Below are 14,907 nucleotides of genomic sequence, written 5' to 3'. Positions count from 1 at the left end.
CGCCGATTCGGACGAGTTGCGGGCGGTGACAGTGCACGGCGGGCCGAAGGTCTCAGCGTGTGCCGGGCTCGCCCTCGGCCCGGAGGTCCTCGGGAGTGGGCATCTGGGGATGCGGATCGACATCGACGCCGGCGATGAAGTCCGCGGCATGCCGCGCACGGGCGAGCACGAGCTGCCGGTCCTCGCCATAGGCATTGACGTGTCCGACCTTCCGGCCCGGACGCACGCCCTTGCCGTAGAGGTGGACCTTCACTGCCGGGTCGTGAGCCATGACGTGCAGGTACGGCTGATAGAGGTCGTCATGATCGGCGCCGAGGATGTTCACCATCACGGACACGTCCTCGCGGGCCGCGGGGCTGCCGAGGGGCAGGTCGAGGACCGCGCGGAGGTGCTGTTCGAACTGGCTCGTCACCGCTCCGTCCTGCGTCCAGTGCCCCGTATTGTGCGGGCGCATCGCGAATTCGTTGATGAGGAAGCCCTCGGGAGTCTCGAACATCTCCATCGCCATCACGCCGGTGACCTCGAGGGTGCCGGCGACCGTGAGGATCGCCTCGGTGATGGCCCGCGCCTTCTCGACCGACAGGTCGGGGGCCGGGGCGATCGCCTCCTTGCACACGCCGTTCTGCTGCCAGGTCTCGACGACCGGCCACACCGCGGTCTGCCCCATCGGGGAGCGTCCGACCATGACGGCGAGTTCCCGAGTGAAGTCGACCTTCTCCTCGGCAAGCAGCTGGGGCACCTCGTCCAGCCACTCGACGGCTTGATCGAGGCTGTCGATGACGCGCACGCCCTTGCCGTCGTAGCCTCCGCGAGGAGTCTTGAGGATGAAGGGGTAACCGACGCGAGCGGCGAAGGCCTCGACATCGGCGGCCGAGGTGATCTCGGCCCACGCGGGGTTGGGCAGACCGAGTTCGTCCATCCGCGCACGCATCCGGATCTTGTCCTGGGCGAAGATGAGGGCGTCAGGGCCGGGGCGCACAGCGTGTCCGGCTTCAACGAGGGCCTGCAGATGCTCCGGCGGGACGTGTTCGTGGTCGAAGGTGATGACGTCGACGGTCTCGGCGAAGGCCTTCAGCGTCGGATAGTCCGTATAGTCGCCGACCGTCACCTCATTGATGACCTGTGTGGCGGGGGCGTCAGCGGTCTCCGCGAGAACGGAGAAGCGGACGCCGAGGGCTTCTGCGGCGGGGGCCATCATGCGTGCCAGTTGACCGCCGCCAATGACACCGATTCGAGGAAAAGTCACGTGTGCCATCCTAACGCGGGCAGTCAGACGAGAAGGAGCGGGATCTGCAGTTCCTGCTCCGTGGTGGAACCGTGGTGGCCGATGAGCGCCAACGCCGAGGCGGATTCCACATCCGAATCGACCACGGCGAAGCCATCGGTGCAGATGACGAGGAAATCCCCGATCCGCGGATAGACGTGCGGGGCGACGGGGCCGAAATAGCCGCGGGCGATCGCCTCGGATTTCGGCAGGATGAGCCCGCGGTCGCCGAGCGTCTCCTGCCATGCCGAGAGCACATCCGCCTCGGCGCCGTCAGCGGCGTAGAGATGCAGTGCGCGCGGCTCTCCGCCGACGTGGCGCAGACCGGCCTTGAGCTCGGGGAGCTCCGCGAGATCGAAACGTCGTTCGTGGTCGACGTCGACCATTCCGTGGTCGGCGGTGACGAGCATCGTCGCGTCGTGCGGCAGGTCGGAGGCGAGCCGGGACAAGGCGAGATCGACGCGTTCGAGCTCCTCGGTCCAGGCCGCGGAGTCCGCACCGTGCACATGTCCGGTCTTGTCGAGGTTGCCCCAGTAGAGATAGACGAGGCGACGACCGGGAGCCTTCGCCTCGGCCAGGGCTTGGGCGCAGCGTTCCTCAAGTGTCTTCGAATCCCGGAATCTGCCGCCGCGCAGCGAAGCCCGGTTGAGGCCGCGTCCGGCGAACTTCTTCTCGCCGAGGCTGACCACATCGATCCCGGCATCCGTGAGGCGTTCGAAGAGCGTCGCATCGGGGACCCAGGCGACGGGGTCGACGTCGAGGTTCCACGTCAGCTGGTTGAACACGGCATCCTTCTCCGGGTCCAGGACGCGGTAGCCGACCACTCCATGTGCACCGGGAAGGCGGCCAGTAGCCAGAGACGACAGAGAGTTCGCCGTCGTCGACGGGAACCCGGCGGACAGCGTCCGGCGGGTTCCGGCCTGTGACCGGAAGAAAGGGGTGTATCCGCTGTAGCGGCGCAGCTGCTGCTCTCCGAGACCGTCGATGAGCACGACGATCGTCGCCCGGGATTCCCTGTCGAGTCCGAGCGCTCGAGCGCGATCGGACATCGGCGCGTCGAGCGCGTCGGCCGCACCGAGGCTCAGCGCCGCAGCGGGAACGACGTCGGAGAGCATGGGGCCCGCATAGTCCGGAGGCCCCAAAGGCTCACTGCCGGAAGGGGACGCCTGTCCGAGCCGCGTCGAATCCTCGCCCATCAGCGGCGCGACCGCAGTCGGGCATGGAAGACCGCGGCACGCAGCTTCCCGGCGAAGTCGGCCATGCGGTCGACGGCGGCCTGCCCCTCGGCTTCGGCCGAGACCCGGAGCATGACATCCTCGGCGAAGATCGATCCGCCGTAGCCGTGATCGCCCATGCAGTTGGGGTCTCCGCAGGTCTCGGGGAAGGCCTCGATGCGCTTCGACGCACCCCACGACATGGTCAGCGAAACTTCGACGGGCTTGTCTCCGGGCTTGTAGGCGGCCGGATCGGCGAAGGTGCGACCGACCATCACGGTGCCCAGACGATCGAGTTCGATGTCCTCGCTGCTCGTGACCGCACGGGGTTTGGAACCGGGCTCCGCATTCGGATCGTCATCGACGTGGGCCAGCAGCAGCCGGGTCTCGGTGAGGACGAAGGCGGTGACGTGCCGGTGGATGGATTCGATGTCGACATGGGTGTCGATGTGGACGAAGTGAGCCAGGACCGGTTCGTCGTAGAGCGAGTCGGCGAGTATGCCCTGAGTGAGCTGGGGATAGTAGCCGGCCGACTGCAGATCGTGAACGAGAACCTCGGGTAATGCCATGCCCACCATTGTGCCCCACTCCTCTGACTTGTCCCAGCGAGGTCGGCCATAACCGAACGCCCGGCGCATATGCTGGGACCATGGAAAACTATCCTGCCGGGTGGGAAGCCGATGTCGTCCTCCGCGACGGCGGCACCGCCCATCTGCGTCCGATCACCCCTGACGATTCCGCGGCCCTGGCCCGCATGCACGAGGCCCAGTCACCGGAATCGGTCTATCTGCGCTTCTTCGCTCCGCTGCCCCGGCTCCCCCAGCGCGACCTCGATCGCTTCGTCAACGTCGACCACCGCGACCGGGTGGCGCTGATCATGCTCATCGGCGATGACATCATCGGGGTCGGCCGCTTCGATCGGATCAGCGACACCGAGGCCGAGGTCGCCTTCAACATCGCCGACGCCCACCAGGGCCGTGGGGTCGGTTCGATCCTGCTGGAACACTTGGCCGCGGCCGCGCGCGAGTCGGGAATCCAGCGCTTCACCGCCGAGGTGCTGCCCCAGAACCGGTCGATGCTGCAGGTCTTCCAAGCTGCCGGCTACGAGGTCTCCCGCGGGTTCGACGATGGAGTCGTGGCCGTGAAGTTCGACATCGATCCCACGGCACGGTCGATCGAAGTGCAGGCCTCCCGGGAGCACAGGGCCGAGGCCCTGAGCGTGCGCACGGTCCTCCACCCCACCTCGGTGGCGGTGATCGGCGCCAGCCGCAAACGCAACTCCACCGGCCATCTGCTCATCCGCAACATCACGGCCGCGAAGTTCGCCGGCGACCTCTGGGTCGTCCACCCCGAAGCCGATCAGATCGCCGGAGTCCAGGCGTATCCGAGTCTCGACGACCTGCCGGGCAAGGCCGACCTCGCGGTCATCGCCGTTCCGGCCGAATCCGTCACCGAGGTGGTCAAGGACTGCGCCGTGCACGGGGTCAAGGCCGTGCTCGTCATCTCCTCCGGATTCGCCGAGACCGGGCCCGAAGGCGCCGAACTCCAGCGCCGGATGGTCGCGACCTCCCGCGCCTACGGCATGCGCGTGGTCGGACCGAACTCCTTCGGACTGGTCAATGAGGCCGCCGATATCTCGCTCAACGCCTCCCTCGCCCCGTTCCTCCCCGCCTCGGGCACCCTCGGGCTCTTCAGTCAGTCCGGAGCGCTCGGCACTGCCCTGCTCGCGGCAGCGAAGAATCGCGGACTGGGCATCTCCACGTTCGTCTCCGCAGGCAACCGCGCCGACCTCTCAGGCAACGACCTCCTTCAGTACTGGGAGGAGGATCCGGCCACGCAGACCGTCGGCCTCTACCTCGAATCCATCGGCAACCCGCGCAAGTTCTCGCGCATCGCCCGTCGCGTCTCCCGCGTCAAACCCGTCGTGGTCATCAAGTCCGATCTCACTGGGCGGGAGCTGCCGCCCGGGCATATCGTGCGCACCTCGTCCCTGGCGCCGAACACCCTCGACCAGGTGCTCGAGCAGGCGGGAGTGATCCGCGCCGATACGATCCACCAGCTCTTCGACCTCGCCCAGGTGTTCTCGACTCAGAAGCTGCCGGCCGGCAGACGCGTCGGGGTCATCGGCAACTCCGCGGCGATGAGCACCCTGATCATGCAGCGCGCCCGTTCCGAGGGGCTGCGCGTCGACACCGAGCCCGTGTCCCTGCACCCGGAAGTTGATGCGGAGACCTTCCGGACCGAACTCGATGCGATGTATGCCCGCGACGACGTCGATTCGGTCATCGTCACCTTCACTCCGTCGACCGGTGCGGAGGAGACCGAGATCGCCGGACTGCTGTCCGAATCCGCGGCACGCTCCGGCAAGGCCACGGTCGCCTGCTTCCTCGGCATCCACGGTGTCCAAGACGAGCTGACCACGTTCCTCACCGATGAGGACGGCAACCGGGTCTCCCGCACCGTTCCCAGCTACATCGGCCCCGAAGACGCCGTCTGGGCTCTGGCTCGGGCCACGGACTATGCCCGGTGGAGGGCAGCCGATCACGGCCGCTACACCGAACTCGATGATATCGACGACAAGTTGGTGCGGACGATCATCGACGCAGCACTCGAAGGAGCGCAGCCGGGCACGCCCGTCCGGCTCGAACGCAACGACGTCCGGGATCTGCTCAGCGCCTACGGAATCGAAGTGCTGCCCTATATCGCGGCCTCCTCGGTGGACGAAGGACTCGCCGCGGCGGAGAAGATCGGCTATCCCGTCGCCCTCAAGGCCGTGACGAAGGTGCTGCGGCATCGGATGGAGCTCGGCGGTGTGCGACTGAATATCGACACTCCCGAGGAGCTGGCCGAGGACTTCACCGCGATCCAGGAGACCATCCGACAGCTGGCCGGTGAGGAGGAGCCGCTCGTCGACGTCCAGGCCATGGCCCCACACGGCGTCCCCTGCGTCCTCCGCGCCGGAGAGGACCCGCTGCTCGGCCCGCTGCTGGCGTTCTCCTTGGCGGGAGACACCACTGAGCTGCTCGGCGATGTCGCTCATCGGGTAGCCCCGATCACCGACAAGGAAGCCGGCGACATGATCCGGTCGATCAAGGCCTCCCCGCGTCTGTTCGGCTATCGCGGTCTGCCGCCGATGAACATCGAACCGCTGCGCAATGCGCTGGAGAGGCTCGCGGTGCTGGTGGAGAACCACCCGCAGATCCTCGAACTGGTCATCCACCCGATGGTCGCCACGGAAACCGAGTCGCATGTGCTCAGCGCTCACGTCGACCTCCTGCCCGACCCGACTCGGATCGACGGCACCCGTCGCCTGCTGAGTTGAGCCGGGTCGGGGCAGAGACGCTCCCAGCTGAAAAGAGAATCCACACCCGCCTCAGGCTGTCTTCGAATTTCGCCGTCAGAGCGCTGTATTGGCGAGTCCTATACCAATTCGCAGACTTGACGGGTAGTGTCTGTATCCGTTCACCACGAAATGTTATGAATTCGTGTTTTAATGAGTGGCCGCTCCGGCGGCCATTGTCTGTGACCAGTCACTGGTCATCCACCGTCCCAGGCATTCGCGGTCAGCGGGTGTCCCATGAGAGCGAGGCCTCACAGTCATGATTTCGCGCAGAGACGTCGTCACCGACTCCGCGATCGCCGTAGTCGCCGAACAAGGAGTCCGCGGGCTCACCCATCGGGCAGTCGATGCACTGGCCGAACTGCCGGTGGGGTCGACTTCGAATGTCTACCGCACCCGCGATGCCCTGATCACCGGAATCATGGAGCGCATCGGAGAACTCAACTCCCAGCAGCTTGAGCGTCTGCCGGAGCTGATGCGCGCTCCGGGAGCGGACGCGATCGAGGTCGCCATCGACTTCTGCATGAACTGGCTGACCACGGATCGCAATCGGTTCTACACGATGATGATGCTCAGCCTGGATCCGGCGCTGCCGCCCGAGGCAGTGATCGCCAAGGAGAAGAACCTCCGTGCGATCAGGGAATTCATTATGCGCTTCGCCGGCATCGACGCCGAGTACGCGGAGCGGGTCAACAGCTCGGTCGCGGGCATGATGGTCAGCGAACTCGTCGCCGGCACGGCCGATCGCTCACATGTCGAGGCCTACATGAAGGAGTTCTTCCAGTGGCTGCGCGGCGGCCGCGAAAGCGCCTGAACTCCGACACGGACCCTCCGGGAACGGCCGATTGAGCCGGAGAGCGCAAATCGAACGCTAGAATCGACGGGTGCCCTCCCCCGCTGAGGTCAGGCCTCAGCACGGGCGGGTGTTCGATTCGAACAGTTCGTGCGTCAAAGGAGTTCCATGCCCGAAGGCAGAGTCATCGAAGTCGACGTCTCCTCAGAGATGGAGAGTTCGTTCCTCGAATATGCGGTCTCGGTCATCCACTCCCGCGCCCTGCCTGATGCCAGGGACGGCCTCAAACCCGTCCAGCGTCGCATCGTCTACCAGATGGGTGACATGGGCCTGCGGCCCGAGCGCGGTCATGTGAAGTCCTCGCGCATCGTCGGCGATGTCATGGGCAAGCTCCACCCTCACGGCGATACCGCGATCTACGATGCCCTCGTTCGCCTCAGCCAGGGCTTCATCATGCGTGTGCCCCTGGTCGACGGCCACGGCAACTTCGGCTCCCTCGACGACGGTCCCGCTGCCCCTCGCTACACCGAGGCGCGGCTGACGACCGCGTCGATGCAGATGATCGCGGGCCTCGACGAAGACGTCGTCGACTTCGTGCCGAACTACGACAACACGCTCACCCAGCCCGAGGTCCTGCCCAGCGCCTTCCCGAATCTGCTCATCAACGGCGCCTCGGGCATCGCTGTGGGCATGGCCACGAACATGGCCCCGCACAATCCCGGCGAAGTCATCGCCGCCTGTGCTCACCTCATCCGCAATCCGGAAGCCGGGCTCTCGGAGCTCATGCGCTTCATCCCGGGACCGGACCTGCCCACCGGCGGGCGGATCATCGGTCTCGACGGAGCGCGAGAGGCCTACGAGACCGGTCGCGGCACGTTCCGCACCCGCGCCACCGTGTCCATCGAGAACATCAGTGCACGCCGCAAGGGAATCGTCGTCACCGAACTGCCCTACCTCGTGGGACCGGAGAAGGTCGTGTCCAAGGTCAAGGACGCGGTCGGTGCGAAGAAGCTGTCCGGAATCGCCTCGATCGATGACTATTCGGATCGCAAGAACGGCATGCGCCTGGTCATCGGCGTCAAGAACGGCTTCAACCCCGAGGCGGTGCTGGCCGAGCTCTACCGCCAGACACCGCTCGAGGAATCGTTTTCCATCAACAATGTCTGCCTCGTCGAGGGACAGCCGCGGACGCTGGGGCTGCGCGAGCTGCTCATGGTCTATCTCTCCCACCGCATCGACGTGGTGCGCCGGCGCACGGTCTTCCAGCTGCGCAAGGCCAAGGACCGGCTCCACCTCGTCGAAGGTCTGCTCATTGCGATCCTCGACATCGATGAGGTCATCCAGCTCATCCGCTCCTCGGATGATGCGGCCACGGCGCGCACTCGCCTCATGGACGTCTTCGAGCTCTCCGAGCTGCAGGCGACCTACATCCTCGATCTGCAGCTGCGTCGGCTCACGAAGTTCTCCCGCCTCGAGCTCGAGGCCGAACGGGACGAGCTGAGGAAGAAGATCGACTACCTCGAATCGCTGCTGGCCGATGAGGCGAAGCTGCGGGAGCTCGTCGCCTCCGAACTCGAGGCCACGGCCGAGATCATCGGCTCGCCACGGCGCACCGTCCTCATCGAAGGGTCGATGAAGGAACTGTCGGCCAAGGGCAAGAAGGCTCCGGCGAATCTCAAGATCGCCGACTCCCCCTGCCGGGTGCTGCTGTCGACGTCGGGACGCATCGCGCGCACCTCGGACGCCGCTCCGCTGGCACGCGAGGGTCGACGCTCCAGCCATGATGCGCTGGTCTCGGAGATCGTCACCACCACTCAGGGCAAGGTCGGTGCCATCACCACCACCGGTCGACTGCACATGGTTGATGTCGTCGATCTGCCGGCCCTGCCGCCGGCCGCAGCGCGCCCCAATGTCGCCGGCGGTGTGAAGATCGCCGAATACGCGGCCCTGGAGAAGAACGAGAAGATCATCGGACTGGTCGACCTCGACCGCGAATTCGTCCTCGGCACCGCCGAAGGCGTCGTCAAGAGGGTGTCGGTTGCCGGACGGCCGAATAAGAACGAATGGGAGGCCATCACCCTCAAGGGCAAGGACTCCGTCGTCGGAGTCGCTCAGCCCGAGGACATCGACGATTCCCTCTCCGTGTTCGTGACCTCGAATGCCCAGCTGCTCGCCTTCGACGCTTCCGGTCTGCGCGCGCAGGGCTGGAACGCCTCCGGTGTGGCCGGCATCAAGGTCGCCGCCGAAGCGAAGGTGATCTTCTTCGGAATGACGCCTAAAGCGGCGAAGACCGACGAAGACGGTGCCGCGGATGCCGAGCTCGGCAGCTTCGCGGTCGTGACGATCGCCAGCGGTGAGAACTTCTACGGTGCCCCGTCGTCGTCGATCAAGGTCAGCGAATTCTCCGAGTTCCCGACCAAGGGACGAGCCACCTCGGGGGTGCGTGCCCATAAGTTCCTCAAGGGCGAGACCGAGCTGTCGCTGGCCTGGGTCGGCGACTCTCCGCAGGCAGCCGCCACCGCCGGTGGTGCACGCACACTTCCGGCCGAACTGTCCCGTCGCGATGGGACGGGATCGCCGCTGGAATCGAAGATCGATGTCATCGGAACCCTCCCCCGCCTCGGCGGCGCCGAATCCGCCGACCATTCCCCGGCAGCCGACGATGGCTCGGCCGATGCCTCTGCCGACGCCGAGGCGACCGCGGATTCCACGACCGGCACCGGCGCGAAGACGGCGAAGTCCGGGACGAAGCGATCGGCAGGCAAGGCAGCGAAGGGTCAGCAGGGCCTGGCGACGAGTTTCGACGAGCTCGATCTCGACCTCGATGAGGCAAAGGATGAGATCGCGCGGTCGAAGTTCGACACCGAAGGCGCGGTGATCGTCTCCCACGACGATGACGACGACGGAGACGACGACTCCGCGCTGTTCTGAGCTCGGCCCGGTTCGGACGATGGCTCGGCAGGGTTCGGTCGATGCGCGGACTCCGCCGAACTGCCCGGCCAGCCGGCCGTTCCAACACTTGAGCCCAGCACCTCGGTGCTGGGCTCAATTGGCGGTCTGCCGTGCTGTCAGTTGTCGATGTGGTCGGTCACTGATCCGAGTTCTCGGGTTCGTCGTCGAGGTCGAGGCGCATCTGAGCCGCGGTGCCGCGCTTCATCTCACCGATGGCGGTCTCTCCGAGGCCATGGAGCGAAATCGAATCGCGGGGTTCGAAGACGTAGTCGTCCGAGGCCGAGAGCACTCGTGCGGTCTCCTCGTCGGTGAAGATCGTTCCGGGATCGGCCACGGCCGTCAGGCGTGCGGCGAGGTTGACGCTGGAGCCGAAGATGTCGCCGAGGCGGGAGAGCACCCTGCCCCAGACGAAGCCGACGCGTGCCTGGGGCAGGTCATCGGCAGCGGTGACGCGTTCCATCAGCGTCATGGCGATCTCGGCGCCGGCCAATGGGGTCGAGGCGGCGAAGAACACTTCGTCGCCGACGGTTTTGATGACCCGTCCGCCGCCGGTGGCGACGATGTTGTAGGCCATGCCCTGGAATTCCTGGACCATGTCCGCCAGCTGTCTGGGCTCCATCTTCTGCGACAGACGGGTGAAGGAGACGAGGTCGATGAATCCGACGGCACGGGCCAACGGCATCGACGAGTCGTACCAGCCCTGCCGGTTGTCTATGGCCAGACCGTCGGAGACGTTGACGTTGAGGCGGCCCATGACGTCGGCGAGGTTGCGTCGCCAGGAGTAGGTGAGCATCTTCTGCAGCGGGTCGATCATCTCTTCGACGACGGCCAGGGCATCCCGGCGTGCTTCCGGGTCGGTCAGTCCCTTCTCCTCGGTGAGGAACTCGACGAGGGTCTCCATCTGCCAGACGACGAGGCGGTCCGTCGTCTGGCCGATCGCCCGGGCCAGGGACAGTGCGGTGGTCTGGTCGATGAGTCCGTCCGCGACGGGTTTGGCCCAGATCCGCAGGGCATGTGCGTCGCTGACGGTATAGGCCTTGTCCTCCGGCTTCGCCTGGGACATGCCGAGTGCCCGCCACATCTTCCGCGCCGAGACCGTGGAGATTCCGCCGAGTTTCGCCGCCTCTCGGCGGTCGAGGACGCGTTTGCCGTCGAGCAGGATCTCTTCGAGTCGCTGGGCGGCGGTGCGGGTCTCATAGATCGTGTTGTCGAAGTCGGGAGCATCCTCATCGAGGTCGTCTTCGTCGATGATCGGCAGCGCCGTGGTGCGCGGATCCTCACGCAGTCCGCTGAAGAAGTCCTCATCGACGTCGACGCCCGGTTCCGCATCGGCAGAATCGGCGCCCGGTCCTGCTTCGGCAGAATCGGCGTCAGCGGAAGCCGTGCCCGGATCGGCCGTCACCTCGTCGGCGAGGTCTGCGCCGACCTCTCCTGCCTGCGGAGCGGATCCCGTCAGACCGCCGACGGGTTCGTCGTCGGCCTCGTCGAACAGATCGTCCGCACTCGACTCGGCGTTCTCGTCGGTGACGGCATCTGCGGAACGGTCGTCCGCCTCGGCGACTGACGGGGTCTCCCCGTCGTCCTGCGGGGTCGGATTCGTCGAAGCATCGGAATCGGGCTGATTCTCTGAATCGGCCTGGAATCCGACCTCGGGCGAGCCCAGCCGTTCCGGATCGACGATGTCGAATCCGGCAGTGAAATCCGAAACAGCCATCAGCGATCGCCCCTCTCCGACGCGGTCGGGGAGACGGCGGGACGCAGGTGGTGGACGTCTCCGGCGCTCAAGGACACATGATCGTCGATGATGAGGTCGGCTCCGGAGTCCAGACCCGTGGCGATGCCGATGATGTCGGAGCCGTCGGGCTTCTCCACCCGGACCTTCGATCCGAGCGTCACCATATGATCACGCACTCTCCGCGCTGTGCGGCTGGCGCGGAAATCCTCGTCTCCATAGTCGACCAGCTCTCTGTAGCAGGGGATCAATGTGCCGAGAATTGAGACTAGCAACGCTTCATGATCAATTTCTGAACCGTCGACACCGGTTTCGATCGCCAGCGAGCTCGCGTCCTCGCGCGGCAGGTCCGCGGTCTTCAACCGGGTGTTCAGCCCCATCCCCAACACGATCTGCGGGCCGCCGGCCAAGGGTTCGACGCGCGCGAGGATTCCGCACAGCTTCTTTCCGTCTGCGGTGAGCACATCGTTGGGCCATTTGATCGCGGCGGGCACCCCCGCCTCGGTGACGGCTGAGTGCACGGCCTCACCGGCGATGAGCGGGATCCATCCCCACTGCGAGAATCCGGCCGGGGGTGTGAGCAGAATCGACCAGGTCAGCGACCGGCGGGCGGGCACCGTCCAGGTCCGGCCGAGGCGACCGTGCCCGGCGTTCTGAAAGTCTGTGCCGCGGATGGTGAATTCGGCGACGGACGAATCGGCCTCAGCGCCTTCCCGGACCAACTGCGCGAGTTCGTCATTCGTCGAGGTGCAGCTATCGTCCCAGATCAGCGGCGGGAGCGTCAGACCACGGTCCGCAGCAGTGCGGCGCACTGAGTCGACGTCGACGAGCAGAGAATTGTGTTGGCTGTTCACCAGTCCACTCTAGATTCTTTTGGTGAGAGTGCACAACGAAGTCTCACGTCATCGTTATTGTGGAGGCATGACGGATACTCCACGGACCACAGCCGAGCGCATCGACGCTTTCACCCAGCGCCGAGAAGCAGCCCACACGGGCAATCAGCGCTCGGTGGACAACCAGCACAAGCGCGGCAAGCAGACCGCCCGTGAACGCATCGATGCTCTCCTCGACACTGACTCCTTCCAGGAGATCGACGAGTTCGCCCGCCACCACAACCACCAGTTCGGGATGCAGGACAACCGCCCCGACGGTGACGGAGTCGTCTGCGGCCTGGGCACGATCGAAGGCAAGACAGTTGCCGTCTTCGCCCACGACTTCACGGTTCTCGGCGGTTCCCTGGCCGAGGCGAACGGACGCAAGATCGTCAAGGTGCAGAACCTCGCGCTCAAGCTCGGCTGCCCGATCATCGGCATCAACGACTCCGGCGGTGCCCGGATCCAGGAGGGCGTGGGATCGATTGCGCTCTTTGCCGAGATCTTCCGCCTCAACGTCGCCTCGTCCGGCGTGATTCCGCAGATCTCACTGATCATGGGCCCCTCGGCCGGCGGCGCCGTGTACTCCCCCGCGCTGACCGACGTCACGATCATGGTCGATCAGATCAGCCACATGTACATCACCGGTCCCGACGTCATCAAGACCGTCACCGGCGAATCGGTCGGTCATGAGGAGCTCGGCGGCGGACGGACGAACAACACCGTGTCCGGAAACGCCCATTACCTGGCCTCCGATGAGGACGATGCGCTCAACTATGTGCGCGATCTGCTCTCCTTCCTGCCGCAGAACAACCTTGACCCGGCCGATGCCGACGAGTTCGAGTCCGATCTGTCGGTGACTCCCGAGGATGAGGCGCTCGATACGCTCATGCCGGATTCGCCGTCGCAGCCCTACGACATCCTCGATGTCGTCACCACGATCCTCGACGATGGTGAATTCCTGCAGGTCTCGGAGCTCTTCGCTCCGAACGTCGTCACCGGCTTCGGCCGCGTCGAAGGCGTCAGCGTCGGCGTCATCGCCAACCAGCCCATGCAGCTGGCGGGCACGCTCGACATCGATGCCTCGGAGAAGGCCGCGCGCTTCGTGCGCCTCTGTGATGCCTTCAACCTGCCGATCCTCACCTTCGTCGATGTACCCGGGTTCCTGCCGGGCACCGATCAGGAGTACGGCGGCATCATCCGCCGCGGCGCCAAGCTCATCTACGCCTACGGCGAGGCCACCGTTCCACTCGTCACCCTCATCACCCGCAAGGCCTACGGCGGCGCGTACTGCGTGATGGGTTCGAAGCAGCTCGGTGCCGATATCAACCTCGCGTGGCCGAGCGCGCAGATCGCGGTCATGGGCGCCCAGGGCGCGGCGAACATCGTCTACCGTCGCACGCTCAAGGCCGTCGAGGAGGCCGGTGAGGATGTCGAGGCGGCACGTGCCGAACTCGTCCAGGACTACGAGGATGCGCTGCTCAACCCGTATCTGGCCGCCGAGGAAGGCTACATCGACGCCGTCATCAAGCCGAGCGAGACCCGCAGCCGAATCGTGCGTTCCCTGCGTGCGCTGAAGAACAAGCACGTCGACGCTCCCGCGCGCAAGCACGGTAACATCCCCCTATGAGCGATGATCTGCAGACCGACGCCGAGGCGAACCTGCCCGGCGAAGTCGATGCCGGGGTGACCGTCCCCGGTGAGGGTACCGCCACCGAGGTAGCCCCGACCTCGGACGAGGCGCTGCGGGTGCCCTCGGTGGAGGGGCGGTCACAGGTGCACGCCGACGACGGCGAACCGATCAGTGACGAGATGGCCAGTGCCGCCGCTGTGGCCGCGGTGGTGGCGATCCGTCAGGTAGCGATCGCCTACGCAGCCCAGCAGGCCAGCGCGGAGGCCGAGTCCGAAACCCGCAAGGGCGATCGGGCCGGCTTCCGGGCTCCGCGTCGCAACGTGCGCAAGCGCCTCCCCCAGACCTGGGACCAGCACCTGGGTCGGTGACCTGAGTTCTAGTCGGTCTCTTCGCGGAAGAGTGCGCGCAGTTCGTCGAACAGCGTGTCGACCACGGGTCCCGGATCGCCGTCGACGCTCCGCATCCGGGTGAACGTCGTCTTGAGCACCATCATCGACAAGGCGGCGACAGCCTCGGCGCGCGGAGAGACGACGATGTCATCGTCGGGATTGTCACCGGAATGAGTCCCCATGACATCCACCGGCGGCAAGACGGCCCCGTCGAGCCGTCGTTGGATGATCTGCCGGAAGAGCCGTTCGCTGTTGCCCATTCGCGCCATCTGCAGCGGAATCAGCGACGGATCCTGTTTGAGCATGAGGTGGTACTGGTGCATATCGTCGAGCTTCTTCATCCGTGTATCGACGATGAATGCGAGCAGATGCTTGAGGTCGGAGACGAGGCGCCCATGGGGTCCTCCGGCTTCGAATTCCTCGATAGCCGGTTGGTCCTCTTCGTCGAAGACGGTGTCCACGCGCCCGAGCAGCGCCTCTTCCTTCGATGAGTAGTAGTTGAAGAACGTCCTCCGGGAGACTCCGCAGCGCTCACAGATGTCTTCGACGGTGACGTTGGCGTAGCCCTTCTCCAGTGCGAGGTCGATGGCGGCACGTCGCAGGGCCTGCCCGCGCTCGCGCTTCTTGCGCTCACGCAGACCCTCGACCGGCGGTGACGCTTGGACCTCTGAACCAGAACTCATGGGAACAGTATTGCAGTCAGTGTATTTTTACCGGA

The 14,907-nt window shown here is 65.7% G+C and carries 11 protein-coding genes; 5 read left to right on the top strand and 6 right to left on the bottom strand.

Annotated elements, in window-relative coordinates; genetic code table 11:
* Positions 1-52: 52 nt before the first annotated feature.
* The 3 genes from GUY30_RS06285 to GUY30_RS06275 form a co-directional block, all read right to left on the bottom strand.
* A complete protein-coding gene (locus GUY30_RS06285) occupies positions 53-1,255 on the bottom strand; it encodes a 5-(carboxyamino)imidazole ribonucleotide synthase (RefSeq protein ID WP_208091494.1) in 1,203 nt (400 codons plus the stop codon).
* A gap of 14 nt (positions 1,256-1,269) precedes the next feature.
* Positions 1,270-2,379, bottom strand: a complete 1,110-nt coding sequence (locus GUY30_RS06280; RefSeq protein WP_228281754.1) for an alkaline phosphatase family protein — start codon at positions 2,377-2,379, stop codon at positions 1,270-1,272.
* A gap of 80 nt (positions 2,380-2,459) precedes the next feature.
* Positions 2,460-3,047 carry a DUF5998 family protein gene (locus GUY30_RS06275; RefSeq protein ID WP_167195124.1) on the bottom strand — a complete coding sequence of 196 codons (588 nt, stop codon included), beginning with the start codon at positions 3,045-3,047 and terminating at the stop codon, positions 2,460-2,462.
* 80 nt (positions 3,048-3,127) lie between these two features.
* Between GUY30_RS06275 and GUY30_RS06270 the strand changes: the two genes are divergently transcribed.
* The 3 genes from GUY30_RS06270 (at position 3,128) to GUY30_RS06260 (ending at position 9,542) form a co-directional block, all read left to right on the top strand.
* Positions 3,128-5,800 (top strand): bifunctional acetate--CoA ligase family protein/GNAT family N-acetyltransferase, encoded by a 2,673-nt coding sequence (locus GUY30_RS06270; RefSeq protein ID WP_167195121.1) that lies wholly within the window; start codon positions 3,128-3,130, stop codon positions 5,798-5,800.
* Between the two features lie 277 nt (positions 5,801-6,077).
* On the top strand, positions 6,078-6,632 hold the full coding sequence (locus tag GUY30_RS06265; RefSeq protein ID WP_167195118.1) for a TetR/AcrR family transcriptional regulator: 555 nt from the start codon (positions 6,078-6,080) through the stop codon (positions 6,630-6,632).
* A gap of 147 nt (positions 6,633-6,779) precedes the next feature.
* Entirely contained in the window at positions 6,780-9,542 is a 2,763-nt protein-coding gene (locus GUY30_RS06260; protein WP_167195115.1) for a DNA gyrase/topoisomerase IV subunit A, read from the top strand.
* 157 nt (positions 9,543-9,699) lie between these two features.
* On the opposite strand, the gene GUY30_RS06255 is transcribed toward GUY30_RS06260, so the two are convergent.
* Positions 9,700-11,277: an adenylate/guanylate cyclase domain-containing protein gene (locus GUY30_RS06255; RefSeq protein WP_167195112.1), complete on the bottom strand. Its 1,578-nt coding sequence runs from the start codon at positions 11,275-11,277 to the stop codon at positions 9,700-9,702.
* On the bottom strand, positions 11,277-12,149 hold the full coding sequence (locus GUY30_RS06250; protein WP_167195109.1) for a biotin--[acetyl-CoA-carboxylase] ligase: 873 nt from the start codon (positions 12,147-12,149) through the stop codon (positions 11,277-11,279). The genes GUY30_RS06255 and GUY30_RS06250 overlap by 1 nt, the downstream gene beginning before the upstream one ends.
* Before the next feature lie 67 nt (positions 12,150-12,216).
* Between GUY30_RS06250 and GUY30_RS06245 the strand changes: the two genes are divergently transcribed.
* Together GUY30_RS06245 and GUY30_RS06240 are read left to right on the top strand one after the other, a co-directional pair.
* Positions 12,217-13,797 (top strand): acyl-CoA carboxylase subunit beta, encoded by a 1,581-nt coding sequence (locus GUY30_RS06245; protein WP_167195106.1) that lies wholly within the window; start codon positions 12,217-12,219, stop codon positions 13,795-13,797.
* Complete coding sequence (locus GUY30_RS06240) at positions 13,794-14,168, top strand: hypothetical protein (RefSeq protein WP_228281753.1); 375 nt, start codon at positions 13,794-13,796, stop codon at positions 14,166-14,168. Before GUY30_RS06245 ends, GUY30_RS06240 begins: the two co-directional genes overlap by 4 nt.
* 8 nt (positions 14,169-14,176) lie before the next feature.
* On the opposite strand, the gene GUY30_RS06235 is transcribed toward GUY30_RS06240, so the two are convergent.
* Positions 14,177-14,872 (bottom strand): TetR/AcrR family transcriptional regulator, encoded by a 696-nt coding sequence (locus tag GUY30_RS06235; RefSeq protein ID WP_167195103.1) that lies wholly within the window; start codon positions 14,870-14,872, stop codon positions 14,177-14,179.
* Positions 14,873-14,907: the final 35 nt, after the last annotated feature.

Source organism: Brevibacterium pigmentatum (assembly GCF_011617465.1).
Classification (GTDB): Bacteria; Actinomycetota; Actinomycetes; order Actinomycetales; family Brevibacteriaceae; genus Brevibacterium; species Brevibacterium pigmentatum.
The sequence above is the reverse complement of the archived record's forward strand: the minus strand, read 5'-3'. Positions and strand labels throughout refer to the sequence as shown.

What these genes read in the sequence shown, in the direction of transcription:
- GUY30_RS06285 (WP_208091494.1), bottom strand. Translation starts at nt 1,255, where the DNA reads ATGGCACACGTGACTTTTCCTCGAATCGGTGTCATTGGCGGCGGTCAA.
- GUY30_RS06280 (WP_228281754.1), bottom strand. Translation starts at nt 2,379, where the DNA reads ATGCTCTCCGACGTCGTTCCCGCTGCGGCGCTGAGCCTCGGTGCGGCC.
- GUY30_RS06275 (WP_167195124.1), bottom strand. Translation starts at nt 3,047, where the DNA reads ATGGCATTACCCGAGGTTCTCGTTCACGATCTGCAGTCGGCCGGCTAC.
- GUY30_RS06270 (WP_167195121.1), top strand. Translation starts at nt 3,128, where the DNA reads ATGGAAAACTATCCTGCCGGGTGGGAAGCCGATGTCGTCCTCCGCGAC.
- GUY30_RS06265 (WP_167195118.1), top strand. Translation starts at nt 6,078, where the DNA reads ATGATTTCGCGCAGAGACGTCGTCACCGACTCCGCGATCGCCGTAGTC.
- GUY30_RS06260 (WP_167195115.1), top strand. Translation starts at nt 6,780, where the DNA reads ATGCCCGAAGGCAGAGTCATCGAAGTCGACGTCTCCTCAGAGATGGAG.
- GUY30_RS06255 (WP_167195112.1), bottom strand. Translation starts at nt 11,277, where the DNA reads ATGGCTGTTTCGGATTTCACTGCCGGATTCGACATCGTCGATCCGGAA.
- GUY30_RS06245 (WP_167195106.1), top strand. Translation starts at nt 12,217, where the DNA reads ATGACGGATACTCCACGGACCACAGCCGAGCGCATCGACGCTTTCACC.
- GUY30_RS06240 (WP_228281753.1), top strand. Translation starts at nt 13,794, where the DNA reads ATGAGCGATGATCTGCAGACCGACGCCGAGGCGAACCTGCCCGGCGAA.
- GUY30_RS06235 (WP_167195103.1), bottom strand. Translation starts at nt 14,872, where the DNA reads ATGAGTTCTGGTTCAGAGGTCCAAGCGTCACCGCCGGTCGAGGGTCTG.